Source organism: Streptacidiphilus melanogenes, assembly GCF_000787835.1.
Lineage (GTDB): Bacteria > Actinomycetota > Actinomycetes > Streptomycetales > Streptomycetaceae > Streptacidiphilus > Streptacidiphilus melanogenes.
On the sequence record NZ_BBPP01000004.1, the window covers coordinates 258,377 to 279,287 of the forward strand.

Annotated in this window: 23 protein-coding genes; 11 read left to right on the forward strand and 12 right to left on the reverse strand. The window is 73.2% G+C overall.

Annotation, left to right across the window (positions count from 1 at the left end):
• The coding region (locus tag TR49_RS06870; RefSeq protein ID WP_236653248.1) for a sensor histidine kinase at positions 1-631 on the forward strand (631 nt) is incomplete at its 5' end.
• Complete coding sequence (locus TR49_RS06875) at positions 631-981, forward strand: UBP-type zinc finger domain-containing protein (protein WP_042378263.1); 351 nt, start codon at positions 631-633, stop codon at positions 979-981. The genes TR49_RS06870 and TR49_RS06875, both read left to right, overlap by 1 nt.
• Positions 982-1,017: 36 nt before the next feature.
• Here the strand turns inward: TR49_RS06875 and TR49_RS06880 are convergent, their stop codons facing one another.
• Positions 1,018-2,085 (reverse strand): NAD(+)/NADH kinase, encoded by a 1,068-nt coding sequence (locus tag TR49_RS06880; protein ID WP_042378264.1) that lies wholly within the window; start codon positions 2,083-2,085, stop codon positions 1,018-1,020.
• Positions 2,086-2,230: 145 nt separating this feature from the next.
• The gene (locus TR49_RS06885) at positions 2,231-3,121 is read right to left on the reverse strand and encodes a class II glutamine amidotransferase (RefSeq protein ID WP_042378265.1); all 891 of its coding nucleotides are present in this window, start codon (positions 3,119-3,121) and stop codon (positions 2,231-2,233) included.
• Positions 3,122-3,496: 375 nt separating this feature from the next.
• On the opposite strand from TR49_RS06885, the gene TR49_RS06890 reads away from it, so the two are divergent.
• The 3 genes from TR49_RS06890 (at position 3,497) to TR49_RS06900 (ending at position 6,850) form a co-directional block, all read left to right on the forward strand.
• Positions 3,497-4,639, forward strand: coding sequence for a carboxylate-amine ligase (locus TR49_RS06890; protein WP_236653249.1), 1,143 nt, complete (start codon positions 3,497-3,499; stop codon positions 4,637-4,639).
• Between the two features lie 90 nt (positions 4,640-4,729).
• The gene (locus TR49_RS06895; RefSeq protein WP_042378268.1) at positions 4,730-5,686 is read left to right on the forward strand and encodes a helix-turn-helix domain-containing protein; all 957 of its coding nucleotides are present in this window, start codon (positions 4,730-4,732) and stop codon (positions 5,684-5,686) included.
• A gap of 135 nt (positions 5,687-5,821) precedes the next feature.
• A complete protein-coding gene (locus tag TR49_RS06900) occupies positions 5,822-6,850 on the forward strand; it encodes a YihY/virulence factor BrkB family protein (RefSeq protein WP_236653250.1) in 1,029 nt (342 codons plus the stop codon).
• Positions 6,851-6,857: 7 nt separating this feature from the next.
• On the opposite strand, the gene TR49_RS06905 is transcribed toward TR49_RS06900, so the two are convergent.
• Genes TR49_RS06905 through TR49_RS06915 form a run of 3 tightly spaced genes read right to left on the reverse strand, consistent with a single transcriptional unit; the run spans position 6,858 to position 8,259 of the window.
• Complete coding sequence (locus TR49_RS06905) at positions 6,858-7,469, reverse strand: HdeD family acid-resistance protein (protein ID WP_042378270.1); 612 nt, start codon at positions 7,467-7,469, stop codon at positions 6,858-6,860.
• A gap of 19 nt (positions 7,470-7,488) precedes the next feature.
• On the reverse strand, positions 7,489-7,806 hold the full coding sequence (locus tag TR49_RS06910) for an SHOCT domain-containing protein (RefSeq protein WP_042378271.1): 318 nt from the start codon (positions 7,804-7,806) through the stop codon (positions 7,489-7,491).
• Positions 7,807-7,839: 33 nt separating this feature from the next.
• Complete coding sequence (locus tag TR49_RS06915; RefSeq protein ID WP_042378506.1) at positions 7,840-8,259, reverse strand: DUF6325 family protein; 420 nt, start codon at positions 8,257-8,259, stop codon at positions 7,840-7,842.
• 170 nt (positions 8,260-8,429) lie between these two features.
• Between TR49_RS06915 and TR49_RS06920 the strand changes: the two genes are divergently transcribed.
• Entirely contained in the window at positions 8,430-9,719 is a 1,290-nt protein-coding gene (locus TR49_RS06920; protein ID WP_042378273.1) for an FAD-dependent monooxygenase, read from the forward strand.
• On the opposite strand, the gene TR49_RS06925 is transcribed toward TR49_RS06920, so the two are convergent.
• Complete coding sequence (locus TR49_RS06925) at positions 9,688-10,527, reverse strand: class I SAM-dependent methyltransferase (protein ID WP_042378275.1); 840 nt, start codon at positions 10,525-10,527, stop codon at positions 9,688-9,690. The genes TR49_RS06920 and TR49_RS06925 overlap by 32 nt on opposite strands.
• Before the next feature lie 132 nt (positions 10,528-10,659).
• Here TR49_RS06925 and TR49_RS46620 point away from each other — a divergent pair, with 132 nt between their 5' ends.
• Positions 10,660-11,403 carry a cupin domain-containing protein gene (locus tag TR49_RS46620; RefSeq protein WP_369405294.1) on the forward strand — a complete coding sequence of 248 codons (744 nt, stop codon included), beginning with the start codon at positions 10,660-10,662 and terminating at the stop codon, positions 11,401-11,403.
• 87 nt (positions 11,404-11,490) lie between these two features.
• On the opposite strand, the gene TR49_RS06935 is transcribed toward TR49_RS46620, so the two are convergent.
• On the reverse strand, positions 11,491-11,793 hold the full coding sequence (locus TR49_RS06935; protein WP_042378278.1) for a hypothetical protein: 303 nt from the start codon (positions 11,791-11,793) through the stop codon (positions 11,491-11,493).
• Between the two features lie 157 nt (positions 11,794-11,950).
• Between TR49_RS06935 and TR49_RS06940 the strand changes: the two genes are divergently transcribed.
• Both TR49_RS06940 and TR49_RS06945 read left to right on the forward strand, forming a co-directional pair.
• Entirely contained in the window at positions 11,951-12,307 is a 357-nt protein-coding gene (locus tag TR49_RS06940; RefSeq protein WP_152627105.1) for a PadR family transcriptional regulator, read from the forward strand.
• 1 nt (position 12,308) lies between these two features.
• Positions 12,309-12,878 carry a hypothetical protein gene (locus TR49_RS06945; protein WP_042378280.1) on the forward strand — a complete coding sequence of 190 codons (570 nt, stop codon included), beginning with the start codon at positions 12,309-12,311 and terminating at the stop codon, positions 12,876-12,878.
• 186 nt (positions 12,879-13,064) lie between these two features.
• Here the strand turns inward: TR49_RS06945 and TR49_RS06950 are convergent, their stop codons facing one another.
• From TR49_RS06950 to TR49_RS06960, 3 genes are all read right to left on the reverse strand, one after another.
• Complete coding sequence (locus tag TR49_RS06950) at positions 13,065-13,508, reverse strand: hypothetical protein (RefSeq protein WP_152627106.1); 444 nt, start codon at positions 13,506-13,508, stop codon at positions 13,065-13,067.
• A gap of 52 nt (positions 13,509-13,560) precedes the next feature.
• Positions 13,561-14,025: a hypothetical protein gene (locus TR49_RS06955; protein ID WP_152627107.1), complete on the reverse strand. Its 465-nt coding sequence runs from the start codon at positions 14,023-14,025 to the stop codon at positions 13,561-13,563.
• Positions 14,026-14,488: 463 nt separating this feature from the next.
• On the reverse strand, positions 14,489-15,658 hold the full coding sequence (locus tag TR49_RS06960) for a PucR family transcriptional regulator (RefSeq protein WP_236653251.1): 1,170 nt from the start codon (positions 15,656-15,658) through the stop codon (positions 14,489-14,491).
• A 178-nt stretch (positions 15,659-15,836) separates the two neighbouring features.
• Between TR49_RS06960 and TR49_RS06965 the strand changes: the two genes are divergently transcribed.
• Together TR49_RS06965 and pgm are read left to right on the forward strand one after the other, a co-directional pair.
• Positions 15,837-17,330, forward strand: coding sequence for a long-chain-fatty-acid--CoA ligase (locus TR49_RS06965; RefSeq protein ID WP_042378283.1), 1,494 nt, complete (start codon positions 15,837-15,839; stop codon positions 17,328-17,330).
• Positions 17,331-17,502: 172 nt separating this feature from the next.
• Entirely contained in the window at positions 17,503-19,143 is a 1,641-nt protein-coding gene (gene pgm / locus TR49_RS06970; RefSeq protein WP_042378285.1) for a phosphoglucomutase (alpha-D-glucose-1,6-bisphosphate-dependent), read from the forward strand.
• A 107-nt stretch (positions 19,144-19,250) separates the two neighbouring features.
• Here pgm and TR49_RS06975 read toward each other — a convergent pair whose 3' ends face one another.
• Entirely contained in the window at positions 19,251-19,640 is a 390-nt protein-coding gene (locus TR49_RS06975) for a nuclear transport factor 2 family protein (RefSeq protein WP_042378287.1), read from the reverse strand.
• A gap of 91 nt (positions 19,641-19,731) precedes the next feature.
• Positions 19,732-20,892, reverse strand: coding sequence for an ROK family protein (locus TR49_RS06980; protein WP_052434068.1), 1,161 nt, complete (start codon positions 20,890-20,892; stop codon positions 19,732-19,734).
• Between the last annotated feature and the right edge of the window lie 19 nt (positions 20,893-20,911).

The following is a 20,911-nucleotide window of genomic DNA, read 5'->3' on the forward strand; positions in this document are numbered from 1 at the left end:
GCTCGGCTGTACCGTCGAGGCGGACCTGCTGCTGGGCGAGATCGAGGACGCCGCCCGCCGCATCTCCGCGCTCGTGGGCGCGGCGAAGCAGTACACGCAGCTGGACCGGGCCCCCTACCAGACCGTCGACGTGCACGAGCTGCTGGACAGCACGCTGCTGCTGCTCGCCGCGAAGATCGGCCCGGACATCGCCGTGGTCCGCGACTACGACCGCACACTGCCCGGTATCCCCGGCTACCCCGCCGAGCTGAACCAGGTCTGGACGAACCTCATCGACAACGCCGCCTACGCCATGCACGGCAGCGGAGACGGCGCCGGCACCCTCACCGTGCGGACCGCCAGGGACGGGGACCAGGTGCTCGTCGAGTTCCGCGACACCGGCCCCGGCGTGCCCGCCGAGGCGCAGAGCCGCGTCTTCGACCCGTTCTTCACCACCAAGCCGGTCGGCGAGGGCACGGGGCTCGGTCTGGACATCTCCTGGCGCATCGTCGTCACCCGGCACGGCGGCGACCTGCGCCTGACGTCCGTGCCCGGCGACACCCGCTTCCAGGTCCGCCTGCCGATCGACCCCGCAGATCCCGACAAGCCGTCCCCCGACAAGCCGGATCCCGACACCCTGCTGGAGTCCTGATGACCACCGAGAACCCGATCGACCCCACCGTGCCGCCGAGCGGGACCGGCTGCGTCGAGTGCGACGCGGCCGGCGGCTGGTGGCTGCACCTGCGCCGCTGCGCCCGCTGCGGCCACGTCGGCTGCTGCGACGACTCGCCCGCCAAGCACGCCACCGCGCACGCCAAGGCGACCGGCCATCCGGTGATCCGCAGCTTCGAACCGGGCGAGAGCTGGTTCTGGAACTACGACACCGAGGAGTTCTACGAGTCCGGTCCGCAGCTGGCCGCGCCCGAGCACCACCCCGCGGACCAGCCCGTCCCGGGCCCGGCCGGACGGGTTCCGGCCGACTGGCGCGAGCGCGTGGGGTAGCCGCCCCGGTGCAACTGGCGCCCAGCGGCTTCGGGGTCAGCGGGCGGCGGTGGGCGGGGGCAGCCGCAGGCCGGCCAGGTCCGGGGGCACGGGGGAGTCCGGGCGGAAGAACGACGGCGCGGTCTCCCCGTCCGCCGCGGTCGCGGGCGCGTCGGTCAGCCGGAACCGGTCCCGCAGCCGGCCGTAGAAGTCGGTCGGGTGCAGGCGGATCAGTCGCACGCGCTGCGGGGCCCGGTAGACGCCGATCCAGTCACCCGGATCGAGCACCCCGCGCAACTGCCCGTCGATGCTGACCGCCGCGCGGCCCGAGTGCGGCAGCATGCGCAGCGCGACCGGTTCGTCGGGGGCCGCCACGACCGTGCGGTTGAAGGTCATGTGGGCGGCGATCGGGGTGAACACGACCGCGTCCATGTGCGGGGAGAGCACCGGCCCTCCGGCCGCGAAGGAGTAGGCGGTCGAGCCGGTGGGTGTGGCGATCACCAGCGCGTCGGCCGAGTAGGCGGCCAGCAGCCGGCCGGAGACGTAGACGCCGGCGCTGACCTGGCGGTCGCGGGCGAGCTTCTCCACGACGACGTCGTTGAGGGCGTTGACGTCCAGGGCCACACCCCAGCCGTTGCCCTCGGTGCTCTCCGGCCGCACCTGCGGCGGCGGGAGGGCCGGCCCGCGCCCGAAGCAGAGGAAGGACTCCATCTCCGCCGGGATCTCCGGCGGCCGGGAGGCCCGCATGGTCAGCGTCATGCGCTCCTCCACCACGGCCCGGTCGGTGTGCACGGCGTCGAGCGCCTCCGGCACGTCGCCGACGGGGACCTCGGTGAGGAAGCCGACCTTGCCCAGGTCCACGCCCAGGACGCTGGCCCCGGTCTTCACCGCGATCCGGGCGCCGCGCAGGAACGTGCCGTCGCCGCCGAGGGTGACCACCAGGTCGGGATCCCCGGCTGCGCGGGCCTCCTCGCGGGCCGAGCGGCGCTGCTGGTCCGGCGACCAGACGTCGATCTCGGTGCAGGGGATGCCTCGCGCGTCGCACCAGGCGTGCACGGCGCGCGCCGCGTCCACGGAGGCGGTGCGGCCCTGATGGACGACCAGGCCGACGCGCTGCACGGGCATGGGGCCTCGACCTCGTCCGACGTGGGTGGTCCGGTTCCGGCCAAATCGGAACCAGCTCTTTCGGTTCCATGGTGGGGCCGCGCCTCGCGATCGGCCCGCCGGACACCCCGCCGGACGCCCGGCGCGTCGCGCCGCTGCGGAGCGCTCAGCTGCGTGCGGCGGCCAGGAAGGGCTCCAGCGACAGCAGCTCGTCCTCGCCCGGCTGGATGACGCCGCAGCTGGTCTCGGGGACCGCGTTCCAGGCGCCTTCGAGGTCGCCGAGCGGCTCGGAGACCACCACCCGGGTCTCCGGCGAGAGGTGGGTGAAGACCGGGACCTCCGGGTGCAACCGGGCCAGGGTCTCGGGGGAGGTGCTGAAGAAGAGGCTGCGCGACCGGGCCTCGGTCGAATAGCGGAACACCCAGATCCGCACGCCGTCGCTGGTCGCCACGGTCATCTGCAGCGGGTTGTCGACGCCGTGCTTCCCAGCGGTCACCTCGACCAGGTGGATCATGCGGGCGACCGCCGTGAACGGGTCGTCCTCGAGGCCGAAGGTGAGCGCCAGATAGAACATCAGCTCCGAGTCGGTGGAGCCCTGGATGTCCGGCAGCAGCGCCGGCTCGACCGTCAGCAGCAGGTCGCGCTTGAGCTCGGAGAACCGGGCGATCGCGCCGTTGTGCATCCACATCCAGCGCCCGTGCCGGAACGGGTGCACGTTGGTCTGCTGCACCGGCGTACCCGTCGAGGCGCGGATGTGGGCGAAGAACAGCGGCGAACGGACGTGACCGGCGAGGTCCTTCAGGTTCATGTCCCCCCAGGCCGGTCCGGTCGAGCGGAACAGTGCTGGGGTGACCACGCCGTCCGAGGGCGCCGAGCCCGGGAACGACCGCGTCGCGGGGGTCACCTCGGGGAACCAGCCCACCCCGACGCCGTCGCCGTTGAGGGTCTCCACACCCATGCGCGCGTGCCTGCTCTGGTCGATCAGCGAGTGCTCGGGTTTGTAGAGCAGCTCCTCGAGCAGGATCGGCGAGCCGTAGTAGGCAAGCCATCGACACATCTTCCGGACTCCTTCCCCGGGGCGGAGCGATCGCGTAGCGGGCCCGCGCGACGAGGCCGAGCCCAGTGCGACCGTACGGGCGCCGTCCCCCGGGCGGATCACCTGCACCGGGTGAACCCGGCCGGGCCGCCGGTCACCCACGACGGGTGATCCGGAACGGGCCGCGCGGGAGCTAGCTTCGAGCCAGGCAACCCCTTCACCACCGGCCGCCACGAGCGGCGATCGGGAGGACCGGATGGCGCCACAGGCATGCTCGAGTGGTCCTCGCAACGGGCCCGCCACGCCGGACGGCGATGCGGGCGGCACGTTGGGCGGCCGGGAATGACCCAGGTGACGCCTGGCCGGACCCGCGGCGGTCCGGCGATGATGAGCAGTGTGAGCCGCTACGACGACGCTGTGCTCCCCGAGGCCGGCCGGGCGCCGCGATTGGGGGTGGAGGAGGAGTTCCTGCTGCTCGACCCGGTCAACGGCGGGCTGCTCGCGCGCGCCTCGCAGGTGCGCAGCCGCTCCCAGCTGCACCTGGCGCTGGGCCTGGACGAGGTGCAGCACGAGTTGCTGCTCGCGCAGTTGGAGACCGCCACGCCCGTCTGTGAGACCCTGCCGGAACTGGGCGGGCATCTGCTGCGGCTGCGGCACACCCTCTCCGAGGTGGCGACGGGGGAGGGGTGCGTGCTGGCCGCCTGCGCGGCCTCCCCGTTCGCCGACATCGTGTGGCCGGTGCCGATCACCGACAACCCGCGTTACCAGCGGATGCACGAGGAGGCGCAGCTGCTGACGGACGAGCAGCTCATCAACGGTCTGCACGTCCACGTCGAGATCTGCGACGACGAGGCCCGGGTGGACGCCCTGAACCGGGTGCGTCCCTGGCTGCCGTTCCTGGTGGCGCTGTCGGCCAGTTCGCCGCTGTGGCGCGGCGCCGACACCGGATTCGCCAGCTGGCGTTACCTGGTCAGCCACCGCTGGCCGGTGAGCGGGGTCCCGCCGCGCTTCGAGGACGCCGAGGACTACCGCCGCCGGTCCCAGGACCTGGTCGACCGCGGCATGGTGGCCGACATCGGACAGCTGTACTGGCTGGTCCGGGCCTCGGCCAAGTACCCGACCCTGGAGGTGCGGGCCTGCGACGTGCAGATGAGGGCCGACGAGACGGTGCTGCTGGCGGGCGTGATCCGCGCCGTGATCATGACCGTGCTCGCCGAGGCGGAGGCGGGACTGCCCACCCCCGCCCCGTCGCCCGAGACCCTCGACGCCGCCGTCTGGTACTCCGCCCGGCACGGCCTCACCGGCGAGGTCCACGACCCCCGGGACCTGCGGCCCCGCCCCGCGGCGAAAGTCGTCCGCGACGTCCTCGACCACCTCGAACCCGCCCTGCGCCAGGCCGGCGACCTCCGCTACGTCCGCACCGTCGCGGACCGCGTCCTCCACGAGGGCAACGGCGCCATGCGCCTGCGCCGCGTCCTCGACGACCACGGCTGGCCGTCCGTCCTCTCCTACCTGCGGGACCAGACACAGAGTCTCTAGCGCCGGTCCGGTTCGACGATCGACGGCCGGTGCCCCTGCGGCTAGGCTTTGCGTGAACACGCAAAAGTCGGCACCGGGGGGGATGCCAACGTGATACGGCTCAGTCTGTCCACGCTCGATCTCGAGCGGCTACGGGTCGCCGACGCCCCCGACTTCGGGCAGGAACTGTCGCAGGGCGGGGATCAGCTGGCCGGTCGGGCGCCCAGCCGAAGGCTCGCAGGGTGGCGGTCGGAGGTCGCCCGCGGCTGGAACCCGAACCTCAGCGGGCTGTTCGACCTGTATGCGAGCGTCTACATCCCACCGTTCTCCGACCAGCCCGACCCGGTGGCTGCGACGGGGGGCGATCCCGAGTGGGCGCCGGCCACCGCTCATCTGCGGGACCTGGCCCGGTCCCGGGCGTTGACCGCCTTCACCCGCGCACTCGCCGACGGGCGCCCGGACGCGGTGGGCGCGCTGGACCGCATCGTCGCCGGCTTCCGCGTCGTGGGCCTGGACCCCTACCGCCGCAGGATCACCTCTGCCGTTGCCACCGCGTCCGCCACGGCGGACGTCCGCGCCGCCCTCGGCGGTACCGGGGACATGCTGAACTCCTTGCATCCGTCGATCCGCTGGGACGGTCGCAGGCTGTGCCTGAACACCGTCGTCGACGCGGAGGAGTCACTCGAAGGGCGTCCTCTGGTCTTCCAGCCCACGGCGTTGGCCAGCCGTATCTCCTTCGATCCGCGGGCGGACTCGGTGACCGTCATCTACCCGGCCTCGGTCGGCGCCGTCATGCGCGACCCGGAGCTCCACGCCCCGTCCCAGGCCCTGGTGTCGCTGCTGGGCGCGACCAGGGCGGCGGCGCTGGTCGCCGTGGTCAGGACGCCGGCCCTGACCACCGGGCAGCTCGCGGCGACACTCGGGGTCTCCGCTGCGGCCGCCTCGCGACACGCTTCGGTCCTGCGCGAGTCCGGGCTGCTCGCCACGGTCCGCAAGGGGCAGACGGTCCACCATGCACCGACCCGACTCGGTACGGACCTGGCGCTCGGATCGACCACCGACGAGTGACAGCCGGCTTGAGTCCGGCGCTCCGGTTCACGCCGGTCGCGGCGTGCCGTCGGGGACGCCGAGCGGCCTCGGACTAGGCTCGCGAGGAAGGTCGGGGGAGCACGGAGGGGGAGCACGGAGGGTGGAACGGCGACGGTGCGACGCACGCGTCTGGTGAGGACGCTGACCTTCTGGTTCCGCCCTGCTTTCGCCCTTCGTGTCGTCAGCCGCTTCCAGCGGATCGTGGGTTTCGACCGGGCCATCGCGCTGGCCTCCAGCGCGTTCACGGCCCTGATCCCGATGGCGCTGCTGGTCGGATCGATCCTCGGCAGGCTCGGCAGGCAGGACGTCGCGGGAAGCATCATCACGCGTTACGGCCTGACCGGGGGAGGGGCCGACGCGGTCAGGGCCCTGTTCTCCCTCGAGACCGGGGCGGACAGCAGCCTCGGCGTCCTGGGCTCGCTGTTCCTCGTGATCTCGGCCCTGAGCTTCGCCCGCGCGGCTCAGCGGCTCTTCGAGCAGACCTGGGAACTGCCGCCGCTGAGCGTGCGGAACACGCTGAACGGACTGCGGTGGCTCCTGGGGCTCGTCGTCTTCGCCCTGGTCTCGGGCTGGATCCACGCGGTGCTGAGCGGCGGGCGGGTGCAGGTGCTGGCGACCGTCTGCGAGGTCCCGCTGGCCGCGGCCTTCCTGGTCTGGAGCGGATGGCTGCTCACCGCCCGGCGCCGCCCCTGGCGGGACATGATCCCCTTCGGGGTGATCGGGGGCCTGCTGTCCGCGCTGTACGCCGTGGGCTCCGCGGTCTACCTGCCGCGCCTGTTCAGCTCCTACGCGACCAGGTACGGGCCGCTGGGCGCGGTCTTCGCCCTCATCGCCGCGTTGTTCGGGGCGATGCTGACGCTCGTCGGCTCCGAGGCCGTGGGCCGGGAGGTCAGCGACGAGCTCGGCCGGATCCGCCGCGGTGAGGCCCCGCCGGACGACGAGATCCGCAGGGAGTGGGCCACCGTGGTCGACCAGACGCGGGAGCGCTGGCAGACGGCGCGCGAGGACCTGGCGCGCCGACGCGCCCGCCGGTCGGACCGGCGGGCGAACCGCAAGGCGAAGCGCGGGGCGAAGGACGGATCGAAAGGCGGGCCGCGGGGCGGCGCGAGGGGCGGATCGAAGAACGGATCGGAGCCGGACTGAAGCGCCGTCAGGCGGCGCGAGGCGGCGGCGCGGCGCGTCGCCGGGACATCCGGACCACGATCGCGAGCAGCGCGTCGAGCAGCCCCATCAGGATCAGCCAGACGCCCAGCAGGCGGGTCAGCACGACGGCGCTCTGCACCGGCGAGCTGAGCAGCACCACCCCGGCGGCCACGCCGAGCGCGCCGAGGCCGAAGATCCAACCCCGGTGCGGGATCGGGCGGTCGACGGCCACGTAGACGGTGACGATGCCCGCGATCAGCCAGTACACGCCGACGAGGATCGTCAGCGCCCCCACCGTCTCCAGCTGGTGCCGCAGCACCAGCACGCCGGCCAGCACGGCCAGCAGGGCGACCAGCACCTGGAGCGCGCGGCTGCTGTCGGTGGGGTCGCGCTGCCCGAAGGCGCGGACGAAGCGGATCGCGCCGTACACCAGCAGCTGGATACCGATGACGATGGCGACCACGCGCACCGTCGCATGCGGCCAGGCCAGCAGGATGACGCCGGCGACCAGGGTGACGACGCCGCTGACGAGCCACCAGACCCAGGAGACGCCGATCTCGCCGAGCAGGTCGCCGGGGTCTTTCTCCGAGGGCGGCGCGGGGGCCGAGTAACTGGACATGACGGGTGCCCGTGCCGGTTCAGGCGCCCAGCAGCTTGGCCTTGGCGGCGGCGAACTCGGCGTCGTCGAGCAGGCCTTGCTGGCGCAGCGCGGCGAGGCGCTCCAGCGCCTCGATCGTGTCACCGGGGCCGCCGCCGGAGGCCGGCGCGGGTGCCGGTGCGGCCGGTGCCGGTGCGGGCGGCGGCGCGGCCTGGGCCTCGGCGGCCTCGGCACGCTCCTGCTGCCGCCGGGCGACCCGGCCGGACACGGCGGTCGCGGTGCCGGCGACGACGGCCGTCCGGCCCGCGGTACGGATCAGACCCGGCCGTGAGGCACGGGCGAGCGGACGTCCGATCATGGTTCCTCCTCGGTCCGCCAAGGCGTCACGCTGCTAGGCAGCCGCGTTCAGCACCTCGGCGACGATGGGAGCGGGCACGCGCTCACGGGCCACGAGCTGACCCCCGGCGCGCCGGATGGCGCTGGTGATCCCCGCCGCCCAGGTGTTCTCCCACACCAACAGGGCGGCGGAGCAGTCCGGTTCGAGCGCGTCGGCGATGATGGCCAGGTCCTCCTGGCTGAGCAGGCCGTCGATCTCGCCCTCGAGGTCGTCGAAGATCGACGCCTCGTCCGGCTCCAGGGCGGAGAGCTCCAGGTACTGGACGGCTCCGTCGGAGTCCTTCTTGATGAAGCTCAGATCGATGACCCGGACGATGCCGTCGGCCACCAGCTTCCTGAGTTCCGGCATGATCTCGCCGCTGAACCGGTTGCCCGGGAACGCGATGACCACGTACTCGACCGATCCCACGTCCATCCCGACCTCCACAACGGTCGTCTCCCGCCCGGAATCCAACGTACCGCCGGACTCCTCGCGCCGCCTGCGGGGCCGCGCCACGTCCGCGGCGTCCGCGCACGCCGACCTCGACTGGCTACGCTGTGGAGTCACACCGTTTCCCTACGTAGCAAGAGCCTTGAGGAGCACCAGTGCAGATCGCCTGTGTCGGCGGCGGCCCGGCGGGGCTTTACTTCTCGATCCTGACGAAGCTGCGGCGGCCGGAGGACGAGGTCACCGTCCACGAGCGGCTCCCGGCGGACGCGGACGTCGGGTGGGGGGTGACCTTCTGGGCCGACTTCCTCGACGATCTGCGGGTCTGCGACCCGGAGTCGGCGAGAGCCATCGCCGAGCACTCGGTCCGCTGGCGTGGCGGCGTCTGCCATGTCGGGGGTGAACAGGTCGCACGCAGCGGCGACGAGGGCTACAGCATCGCCCGCCGCACGCTGCTGGACATCCTCGGCGCGCGGGCCCAGGAGCTCGGCGTGGGCATGGTCCGCGGTCAGGAGATCAACCGGTCCGCCCAGCTGCCCGGGGCCGACCTCATCGTCGTCGCGGAGGGAGCCGGCAGCCGCCTGCGCCAGAGCCAGCAGCCGAAGTTCGGGACCCGCATCACCGAGGGCCGCAATCGCTACCTGTGGCTGGGCACGGACCGCGTGTTCGAGAGTTTCACCTTCGCCTTCCACCCGACCGGGACCGGCGGGTGGCTGTGGTGCTACGCGTATCCGTTCAGCGACGGCCTCAGCACCTTCATCGTCGAGTGCTCCGAGGCGGCCTGGCGGGCGCTGAAGCTCGAGACGCTCGACCGCGAGGACACGCTGCGGCTGCTGGAGCGCTGCTTCGCCGAACCGCTGTGCGGACACCGGCTGCAGTGCCGAGCCGAGGAGGACACCGGCGCCGGGCTGTGGAAGACCTTCCGCACCATCACCAACACCTCCTGGCACGCGCGCAACATGGTCCTGCTCGGCGACGCCGCGCACACCACCCACTACTCGATCGGCGCGGGCACCAGGCTCGCCCTCCAGGACGCCGCCGCCCTCGCCTCGGCGCTGGCCGACGCAGCCGACCGGGGCGCCGACCTGGCCGGCGCGCTCGGCGCCTACGAGCTGCGGCGCAAGCAGGAGCTGCGCCGCGCCCAGGCCGCGGCCCACTACAGCGCCCGGTGGTTCGAGGACTTCGCCCGGTACGCGGGGCTGTCGCCGCAGCGTCTCTTCGCCGTCCTCGGCCAGCGGCACTCGCCGCTGCTGCCGCACCTGCCGCCCGTCCTCGGCTACCACGTCCACCACGGCCTGGAGGCGCTTCCGGCGTTGCGCACGCTCCGCCGTTGGGCCGGGCACCGGCTCGCGACGGCGCTGCACTCCGGTGCGGCCCCGGCCTCCGGCGCCGTGCCCGCGTCGCGCGGGCCGGCGGTCACCCGCGAGGGCGCCGGCCCCAGGCGGTGATCATGCCGGGGGAGAGGTCGGCCAGCGCGGGAGAGGCGAGGTAGCCCAGTGCCCGGTCGAGCTCGCCCGGCTCCAGCGCGGTCTCCAGGGCGTCGCGCATGCTGCGCCAGGTGCCCGCCCAGAAGGCGGTGACGGGCGCGTCGACCGTCAGCGGCGGCACGACGACCTCCGCGCCGACCTCGCGCAGGCCCAACTCGTGCAGCAGGTGCGGGTACCGGGTCACCCAGGTGATGTCGGTGCCGATCCGGTCGTGCAGCACCTGCCACATCGCCGCCATGGTCCGCCGGTAAGCGACCTGCGGCGAGCCCGGCGTGGTCAGGTCGACGGCGTCGCTGACGACGAGCCAGCCCCCGGGTGCGACCCAGTCGGCCAGGCGGGCCAGCGCGTCCGCGTGACGGCGCAGGTGCATCAGCACGAAGCGGCAGTGGACCAGGTCGAACCGGCCCGGCGCGAGCGCCGGGTCGGCCGTCAGCGCCGGGTCGGTCAGGTCCGCGGTCATGGTGCGCAACCGTCCGCCCGGGCGGGCGCCCACGAAGCGCGGGTCGCGGTCCAGGGCCAGCACCTCGTCGACGCCGACCTCCTCGGCCAGCCAGCGGCTGATCGTCCCGGTCCCGGCGCCGACGTCGAGGCAGCGCCACCCCGGGCCGACGCCCAGGGCGGTCAGCCGGGCCCGGCTGGTCGCGTCGTAGGCGAGGGCGCCGTAGTCGATGCGCTCGTCCTCCCCGGTCTCGTCGGGGGAGAAGAGGTCGGTCCCGTAGTGCCCGCTCGGGACACTCGGCGCGGTGGGATCCACGGGTTGCCCGTCCATGTGCCTTCCCTTCCTTCTCCGGCCGGTCTCGACCCTGGTTGCGGCGGCCCTCGCACAGGAGGAGCGTCGTAGGCAGAAGGCTGAGAACAGCACAGAGGCGGCGACGAAATGAGCACGACGCAGAGCAGACCGATGTTCGATGTCGAAATGTTGCGCCGCGGCATCGAGGGCCGCGACGCCTCGGCCTTGCGGGGCCTGTACGCCACGGACGCGCGCATGACCATCGTGGACCACCGGGACCAGCCGAGCCACCCGATGGAGATCGCCGGCAACGCCGCCATCGGGGAGTTCCTCGACGACGTGTGCAGCCGGGAGATGGAACACCACCTGGGGCAGGTCGTCGTCTCCGCCGACGGCAGCCATGCGGCCTACCTGGAGGAGTGCCGGTATCCGGACGGCACGAGGGTGATGTCCACCTCGATGCTGGACCTGCGCGACGGGCTCGTCACCACGCAGTCCGTCCTCCAGGCCTGGGACGAGGAATCCCAGGAGAAGGGGATGTCTGCCGGGGCCGCGGCCGCGATGGCGGAGCGGTTGAACTTCTCCACCCCCGACGAGGTGCGCACCTTCCCGCACGGCCGCGTGGAGATCATCAACGCCGCCGGCGGAGCGATCGGCCGCATGACGCTGGAGCCGGGCTGGCGCTGGTCCCAGGACGTCAAGCCCCTGGCCGGCACGGAGTGGTGCGAGGCGCCGCACTTCCAGTACCACCTGTCCGGGACGATCCGCATCCACATGGCCGACGGCACGGAGTTCGACGCGAAGGCGGGCGACATCACCATGCTCCCCTCCGGCCACGACGCCTGGGTGATCGGCGACGAGCCGGTCGTGGCCATCGACTGGCAGGGGGCGATGCACTACGCGGAGGGGTCCTGAGTCCCCAGCCCCACCCCGTCCGATCCCGAGCGCCCCGGCCGAGCATCACGGCCGGGGCGCCCGTGCGGTGCGTCGTGGCGGGTTCGTTCAGCTCGCCCCGCCCGTCACACCCTGGGCCACGAAGCGGCGGTGGAGCGGCCGGAAGCCGGTCTCCGGTTGCCCTTCGATGCCCGCCTCCTTGACCGCGGCGGCGAGCCGGTCGGCGAAGAAGCGCTCGAAGTGCGCCTCCGACTCCCACACGTCGGTCACGTACAACGCGCCGCCCTCGAACGAGGCGACGTGCAGGAACGCGCCAGCGGGCGTGTCCTCCTCCCAGCCGACCGCGTTCCGCACCGAGTCGTACTGCTCGGGGGTGACGCCGGTCCAGCGCATCGTCATCACGACGGCCATGGCGGTGATCCTCCTTCCGCGTCGAGGTGCCCCCTACGACCAGCAGACATCAACCGGCGGGGCGGGGCACGCCGGGGAGCCGCGGAGCCTGTCCAAGCCAGTCCCTGGCATTCGCTGGTACTTGACACTGCCTAGTACCTGAGACAGTCTTGATCCTGTGACCTCCAGCCATGACCCCCAACTGCTCAAGGGCGTCCTGTCGCTCCTGCTGCTGCACCTGCTCGCCGAACAGGAGTCCTACGGGTACGAGGTGGCCCAGCGCCTGCAGGCCGCCGGCTTCGCCGACGTCCTGGAGGGCACGGTCTATCCCGCCCTGGCCCGGCTCGAACGCGAGGGGCGGCTGGCCACCCGGCTGGTCGCCTCCTCCAGCGGACCCGCGCGTAAGTACTACCGGCTCACCGAGGCCGGCTACGAGGCCCTGGCCGCCGGCGCCGCCGGCTGGTCCCGGCACGTCGCCGGGGTCGACGCCGTCCTGTCCCGTCCCCTGTCCGCCGCACCGCAGAAGGGCTCCTGACATGCCGAACACCGTCTCCTGGTACGACCGGCTGCGCGTCGAGTGGGTGGTCTGGTCGCTCGACCAGCGCCTCTACGACCTGCCGAGCCGCACCCGGATCGCCCACCGGCGCGAGGTCCGCGCCAACCTGCTGACGGCCGCCGCGGAGGTCGGCGTCGGCGAGGCGCTGCGCCGCGTCGGCAGCGCCCGAGAGCTGGCCGCGCAGTACCGGGACGCCGAGTTCGGCGAGGGCCCGCGGCACTCGTGGTTGGCTGCCGCGCTCTTCGCGCTGACCACCCCGCTGGTCCTCAACTTCTTCCTGAGCGAGGCGGCCAACGCCTACGAGCAGGCCCTCACTGCTACCGGTACGCACGCCGACGGCAACTACACCTGGGGCGGCGTCACCTGGCTCCAGAGCCCGCTGACGTTCTCCCTGCACCAGGGTCAGGCCACCCACGTCGGCGGGGCGTACACGCCGCTGACCTACGTCCTGCTGGTCGGCGGGGCGATCGCCTGCGGCCGCCTCTGGCGCGCCCTGCCCCGCCGCCGCTCCCCGCGCCCGACCCCCTCCGCCAACGGCCTGGCGGGCTGAACGCGAGGTCGGATCAGCAGGATGGAGACGCGCCGTAGGCGCCACCGGCTGAGGTGTCTCCTTCGGGGGTCGACCTCTGTCGCCACCCAGCACCCGCCAACCAGCGCTGGTGAACGGCCTGTCCGGGATGGGGGCGGTTCCTCCGGAGGGACGGCTGAACTCCGAGGACGCCGACTGGGGCACCCGTCAGGGCAACGGCGACAGGGCGAGGCCGTGGATCCGGGACGTTCCGGAGTCGCTGCCGCACGAAGGGCACCCGCTGACGATCCGATGTTGAGCAAGATTGCGCCCCAGGACGGGGATTCCCACCTCAGGGCGGACCACCTCGAACCTCGCGTTGCACACAAAGCACTTGTGCCGCATGAGCTCGGCGAGCACCACGCCCCTCAGATCGTCCGCCGGTTCCGCCACCTCCTCGGTCAGATCAGGAAGGACCACCTCGTCGGGCCACACCGCTACGTAGGGATCGGCCGGCCGTCCCAGCCGCAGGTGCAGGAAGTGGCGCAGAAGCGCTGGCCTGAAATTGGCGCCGAACCGCGCGGGAACCTCGGCGATGCCAATCGCCGACGAAGGAAGAGGCTCGTCCGTGAACACACGAAGATCGCCCCAGGGCCCCGAGAACAGCCGCATCCCGCACATCTCCCATTGCACTTGTCCAACGCCGCCGCAGATGCGGGCGGTGTCAGCACTTCGTGGCTCCCTCGTCAGGTACGGGCAGACTGCGCCGGGTTTCACGGTCCTTTGCCCAACTGCGTGCGCCCAGCAGGATCGCGACCGCGAGGACGGCGAGGCCGGCGTAGATCGTGGGGTTCACCCAGGAGGGCACGAGTTCGGCGGCGTGCCCGTCGGAGGCGACGCACCTGACGCTGACCGGGAGGGTCTCCCGGGTCACGATGGCGCTCGTCGGAACACCGTGCATGGCGCAGAGCTCGTCCGGCTCCTGCCAGGTGTTGCCTGCGAGGAGACCCCATCCGTAGGCGCCGTACACGGCTGCGGCGGCCATCACCGCGACCAGCGCCCACGTCATGGCACCGGGCGGCCGCCTGCGCCGCCTCCGGCCACGCGCCCAACGAACGAGCAGCGCGGCCGCCGCGGTCAGGAACACCGCAGGAGCCGCGAGCGGCGAGGACAGCAGAGCCATGAACATGAAGTCACCCACGTCAGCGTGGACAGGATCATGATCGGTTCGGTTCCCGGGCCGCCCGATGCCCGCCCGACATCTGCGAGGGCTGTGATCAGGAGATACTGGCGGCGTGACAGCTGTCCACGCTGTGCTTGCCGACGCCACCACCGTGTGGGACGAGTGCGGCATCCGTGTGCGCCGGAACTGATCTGGGTGCCGAGTACCCAACGGCGGGGGCGTACCGGCGCAGGCACCCGTCGCCCTGCCGCCCGGCAGCTGGAGGGACTACCGGCGGCGCGGGCTGGCCCGCGCGATGATGCTGCACGGGATGCGCCTGGCGCGGGCGGCGGGGGCCACGCACGCCACCGTCGTGTGCCTGGCCGCGCCGGGGCATCCCGAGGCGCGGGCTCTACTACGGCCTCGGCTTCCGGGAGCTGTCGCGCGACGCGCCGCTCGTCAAGACGGCCGGCTGACGAGTCGCCCTGCCTCAGCCGGGCTGAAGGCGGTGGGCCTGCAGCGCGGCGCCGAGGTCGGTGACCGCAGCCGGGTCGGAGAGTGAACGGCCCGTCAACTCCTCGATCCGGCGCAGGCGGTAGCGCACGGTGTTGGGGTGGACGAAGAGCCGCTGTGCCGCCTCGGCGGCGACTCCGCCCGCGGCGAACCAGTGCTCCAGGGTCTCCACCAGGCGCCTTCGGTCCAGCGGGGGCAGAGCGAGCACGGGGCCCAGGACCAGCCGTACCAGGCGGGCCGACTCGGCGGGGGCCGCGACGACCACCATGGCGAGGGGGTTGTCGTCGAAGCGGACGACCCCGGCCCCCTCGGCGGGAAGCCCGGCCAGCGCCAGCCGGGCGAAGTGCAGCGCCTGTGGGGTGTCGCGCAGCGAGTCGAACGCGGGGCTGACGCCGACGCGGGCGGCGCGACGGGCGCGCAGGGCCCGGAAGCAGACCGTCTCGGCGTCCGGCGCGGCGAGGGAGACCAGACCGATCTGCTGGTCGGGCAGCAGCCGCCAGGCGGACGGCAGGTGGGCCTCCCGCAACGCGGCCTCGATGCCCGGCAGCGGCTCCGCTCCCGGATCGGGCACGTGCGCGGCTGCCACCGCGTACGGACCCCGCTCGGGCAGGCCGAGCTGCCGGGCCGCCTCCCACAGTGTCGTGCTGCCCCCGATCGCGCCGGTCAGCAGGGCCTCCAGCAGCGCCGAACGCCGCGATTCGCGCTGCAGGACCAGTTCCGCGCTGCTCGCCCGGTGGGAGGCGGCCACCGCCTCCGCGTACCGGCCGAACAGGGCCCAGATCTCGGACGATCCCGCCACCAGGTCGGCGTCGGTGACCTCGGGGTGGCCGCCGGCCTCCTCGACCATCTCCGACCAGATGAACTCGAAGCCCACGCGGTAGGCGTGCAGCGTCTCCGAGAGCGGCACGCCCTGCTCGGCGCGCAGACGTCCGGTCCCGCGCGCGGGGTGGTCGTCCGGTGGTGTGCCGAAGGCGAAGTGCCCCAGCAGCAGGTCGGCGTTGCGCCGGCAGGACTCCTGGAGCGACGCGAAGGGGATGAGCGTCTCGTCCCGGTAGGACTCGACCTCCGCGCGGATGCGCGCCGCCATCCGCGCGCTCAGGTCGGGAAGGCGCGCGTGCAGCGCCGTTCCCACTCCGCTCAGGTCCATTCGCCGAGCTTACGCGGCCCTGGTTGTTCCTGGGAACAAGCGTGTGCGGCGTGCGCTGTGCGCACCGCCATGGACGCCCGGCATCACCCGGTACCACGATGCGATCACCACGGACGTGCGCGGAGCCGAGCGGGCGCCCGTGGGTGCAGGCGGGTGCAGGTGGATGCGAGGAGGCATCATGTCCAATCTGGCGGAGTTCCTGGTGGAGACCGCGCGACGGCAGCCCGAGCGGTCCGCGCTGCGGCTCGGCCCGGCGGCCATCGACTACGCGGAGCTGGACGAGCTGACCGCACGCGCCGCCGCGCTGCTGCGCGCCGAGGGCGTCCGACCCGGTGACCGGGTGGCCCTGATGCTGCCGAACGTGCCCGAGTTCGTCGTGCTGTACTACGGGATCCTGCGCACCGGCGCCGTCGTGGTGCCGCTGAACCCGCTGCTCAAGACCCGTGAGACGGACTATCACCTGCGCGACTCCGGAGCCGTGCTGCTCTTCGAGTGGCACGCCGCCCCCGGCGAGGGCGCCCAGGGAGCGGCGGCCGCGGGGGTGCCGCACGTCTCCGTCGAGCCGGCCGACTTCACCGCGCGGTTGGCCGCGCACGCGCCGCACGAGGAGGTCGCCGACACCGCCGGGGACGACGTGGCGGTGCTGCTCTACACCTCCGGCACGACCGGCCGCCCGAAGGGCGCCGCGCTCACCCACCACGGACTGCGGCACAACACCGAGACCGTCGCCGCGAACCTGGAGCGGCTGACCTCCGACGACGTCGTGGTGGGCTGTCTGCCGCTGTTCCACATCTTCGGCCAGACCTGCGGCATGAACGCCGCAGTGCGCGGCGGGGCCACGCTGGTGCTGGTGCCCCGGTTCGACGCGCGGACCGTCCTCGAGACCATCGCCCGGGACCGCGCCACCATCTTCCAGGGCGTCCCCACCATGTACGCCGCGCTGCTCGAGCAGCCGGATCTCGACGAGGGCGACGTCGCGGCCCTGCGGATGTGCATCTCCGGCGGGGCCTCCCTGCCGGTGGAGGTGCTGCACGGGTTCGAGCGGCGGTTCGGCTGCATGATCCTCGAGGGCTTCGGCATGTCCGAGACCAGCCCCGTGGTGACGTTCAACCACCCCGACCGACCGCGCAAGCCCGGCTCGATCGGCACCCCCGTCCGCGATGTCGAGGTGCGGCTGCTCGACGAGGAGGGCAAGCAGGTCGCCCAGGGAGAGGTCGGCGAACTCGCCGTCCGCGGACCGAACCTGATGAAGGGCTACTGGAACCGCCCCGAGGAGACGGCGGCCACCGTCCCGGACGGCTGGCTGCGCACCGGGGATCTCGCCCGTCAGGACGAGGACGGCTACCTCTACATCGTCGACCGCAAGAAGGACCTGATCATCCGGGGCGGCTACAACGTGTACCCCCGCGAGATCGAGGAGGTGCTGTACGAGCACCCCGCCGTCGCCCTGGTCGCGGTCGTCGGCACGCCCGACGAGCGCCTGGGCGAGGAGGTCGCCGCGGCCGTCGTGCTGCGTCCGGGCGCCGGAGCCACCCCGGAGGAGCTCGTCGAGTTCACCAAGGAGCGGGTGGCCGCCTACAAGTACCCCCGCCACGTGTGGGTGATGGACGCGCTGCCGATGGGCCCCAGCGGCAAGATCCTCAAGCGCGAGATCACCGCTCCGGCCTCCTGACCCGACCGCTGAGGCGGTGTCCCGCCGGCGGTGCACGGTCGCTGTCGGCAAAGGAGGTCGCGGAGGGAGTCGTGGAGGGGCGTGGCCGAGGTCACCGGCGAGGTCCCGGGCACGGCCCGCACGCTGCGCTACCGTGGCGTGACGGATCACGACGTCCATCAGGAGTGATGGCATGCCGAACGAACGTGCCGGCCAACCGGCCCGTCCCGACGACCTCGTCGACGTCGCCCGCCTGGTGACGGCGTATTACGCGCTCCACCCCGATCCGGCCGATCCCGCGCAGCGGGTGGCCTTCGGCACCTCGGGGCACCGCGGCTCGTCGCTGGCGACCGCGTTCAACGAGGACCACATCGCCGCCACCAGCCAGGCCATCTGCGAGTACCGCAAGGCCCAGGGCACCGACGGGCCGCTGTTCCTCGGGGCCGACACCCACGCCCTGTCCGAACCCGCCCGCGTCACCGCGCTGGAGGTGTTCGCGGCCAACGATGTGACCGTGCTCGTCGACAGCGCCGACGGCTACACGCCGACCCCGGCCGTCTCGCACGCCGTCCTGACGTACAACCGCGGGCGCAGCCGTGGCCTCGCCGACGGCGTGGTGGTCACCCCGTCCCACAACCCGCCGGCCGACGGCGGGTTCAAGTACAACCCGCCGAGCGGCGGCCCGGCCGGCTCCGAGGCCACCTCGTGGATCCAGGACCGCGCCAACGAGATCATCGCCGCGGGCCTGGCGGAGGTGCGGCGGGTACCCTTCGCGCGGGCGCTGACCGCCCGCGGCACCGGCCGGTACGACTTCCTCGGCGCCTACGTCGCCGACCTGCCCGCCGCCCTCGACCTGGACGCGGTCCGCGCGGCCGGGGTGCGCATCGGCGCGGACCCGCTCGGCGGGGCCTCGGTCGCGTACTGGGGTCGCATCGCCGAACAGCACAAGCTCGACCTCACGGTCGTCAACCCGCTCACCGACCCCACCTGGCGCTTCATGACGCTCGACTGGGACGGCAAGATCCGCATGGACTGCTCGTCCCCGTACGCGATGGCGTCCCTGATCGCGCAGCGCGACCGGTACGCGATCGCGACGGGCAACGACGCCGACGCCGACCGGCACGGTGTCGTCACCCCGGACGCCGGGCTGATGAACCCCAACCACTACCTGGCCGCCGCCATCGAGTACCTCTACAGCCACCGCCCGCAGTGGCCCGCGCGGGCGGGCGTCGGCAAGACCCTGGTCTCCTCCGGGATGATCGACCGCGTCGCCGCCGACCTCGGCCGCGAACTGGTCGAGGTGCCGGTGGGATTCAAGTGGTTCGTCGACGGGCTGGTCGACGGCTCGCTCGGGTTCGGCGGTGAGGAGTCGGCCGGCGCGTCCTTCCTGCGCCGCGACGGCTCGGTGTGGACCACCGACAAGGACGGCATCCTGCTGGCCCTGCTCGCCTCCGAGATCACGGCCGTCACCGGCGCGACGCCCTCGGAGCGCTACGCGGCCCTGACCGAGCGCTTCGGCGCGCCCGCCTACGCCCGCGTCGACGCCCCGGCCTCGCGCGAGCAGAAGGCGCTGCTCGCCAAGCTCTCACCGGCCCAGGTCACCGCCGACACCCTGGCGGGCGAGAAGATCTCCGCCGTCCTCACCGAGGCCCCGGGCAACGGGGCGCCCATCGGCGGCATCAAGGTCACCACCGCCAACGCCTGGTTCGCCGCCCGGCCCTCGGGCACCGAGGACGTCTACAAGATCTACGCCGAGTCCTTCCTCGGCGCGGACCATCTGGGCCAGGTCCAGCAGGAGGCCAGGGACCTGGTCACGGCGGCCCTCGACGGCTGAACCGCCGTCACCGCACCGCTGTCACCCCGCTGTCACCCCGCGGTCGCCACCCCGCGGTCGCCACCCCGCTGTCGGGCCCGTACGAGGGGCCCGACGGCGTCGGGGCGTCAGGCGTCGAGCGCGCGGGCGATCGGGACGGTGTCGGAGGTCTGCCGCAGCCGGGTGATCCGGCCGTCCCGCAGGGTGAAGAAGTGGGCGAACCGCGAGGTCACCGCCGCGCCCTTGGTGGTGACGCCGACGTAGCGGCCGAGCACGACCACATGGTCGCCGTCCTCGTAGAACTCGTCGCCGAGGCAGGCGAACTGCTCGAAGTCGGCGAGGAACCCGAAGAACTCGCCCACGATGCGGTCCAGGCCCTCGTAGACGCCGCCCCGGGGGAAGCCCTCAGCGATGTCCCACTGGGCGTCCTCGGCCACGACGGAGCGGATGACCTCGAGGTCGCCGCGGGCGTCGTAGAAGCGGCGGACGGCGTCGATCTGCGGGGAGGAGCGGTCCATGGCGAGTCTCCGTGCTCGTGACGACGGTCGGGGCTGCGGTGGATCCTTCCTCGCTCCGGTCGTGTTCATGCAGGAACGCGCCGAAGGGCCGTCAGTCGCGCGCCTCCCAGGCGGCCGGGTCGGCGTGGATGCGGTGGACCACCGACGTCGCCGCCCCGACCGCCGCGGCGGTCCCGCCGAGGCGCGAGCGGCGGACCGCGACGGGCGCCCAACGCGCCGACACCACGTGCTCGGTGAGGGCGGCCCGGACGAACTCCTCCAGGTCCGCCCGCTGTGCGTAGGCGCCGCCGAGGACGACCGTGTCCAGGTCGTAGAGGTTCACCGCGGCCGCGATCGCGCGGCCGAGGCCCCGTCCGGCCCGCGAGGCCGCGTCCGGGGCCGGGGCGCGCAGCGCGTCGAGCCCCGCGACGGTCTCCAGGCATCCGCGCGCCCCGCAGCGGCACGCGTCGCCGCCGGGCTCCACGGTCACGTGCCCGATCTCCCCGGCCCAGCCGCGCGAGCCGGTGAACAGGCGCCGGTCGAAGACGATCCCGGCGCCGACGCCGATCTCGCCCGACACGTACAGGAAGTCCCGCAGCCCGCGGTCGGCGGCCAGCTCCGCGAGGGCCGCGTAGTCCGCCTCGTTGCCGACGGCCGCCAGGGCGGGCGTCTCGGGCAGACGCGGCGTCAGTTCCGCGAGGACGTCCACGTCCTGCCAGCCCAGGTTGGGCGCGCGGAGCACCCGGCCGCCGTTCGCGCGCACCAGCCCCGGCACGGCCACCGCCGCTCCCGCGATCCGCAGCCCGGTGCCGGGCCCCGCCTCGGGGGAGGAGGGCGCCGCGAGGTCCTCGGTGACCCGGTTCGCCAGCTCGGCGAGGTCGGCCAGGACGGGGCCCGGCTTCCGTCCGCGCTGGTCCCCGTCGAGGGTGACCTCGTGGCGCACGGCCCCGGTCAGGTCCACCACACAGGCCGCGAGGTGGTCGACGTTGACCTCGAGGCCCAGGCCCACCCAGCCGGCGGACGCCGGGACCAGACCCGTGGCCGGGCGCCCGGCGGTGCTCGCGGGCGGCGGCGCGACCTCCTCCACCAGCCCGGCCGCCAGCAGCGCGTCGGCGAGCGCGCCGGCGGTGGCCCGGGTCATGCCGGTCGCGGCGGCGAGCGCCGCCCGGCTGACGGGGGTCGGGGCGTCGAGGACCAGGCGGTAGGCCAGCGCGAGGTTCGACGCCCGGATGGACTGCTGGCGGGCCGGGACGCGTGCGGATACCGAGGTCATGCCTTGACAATGCCATATC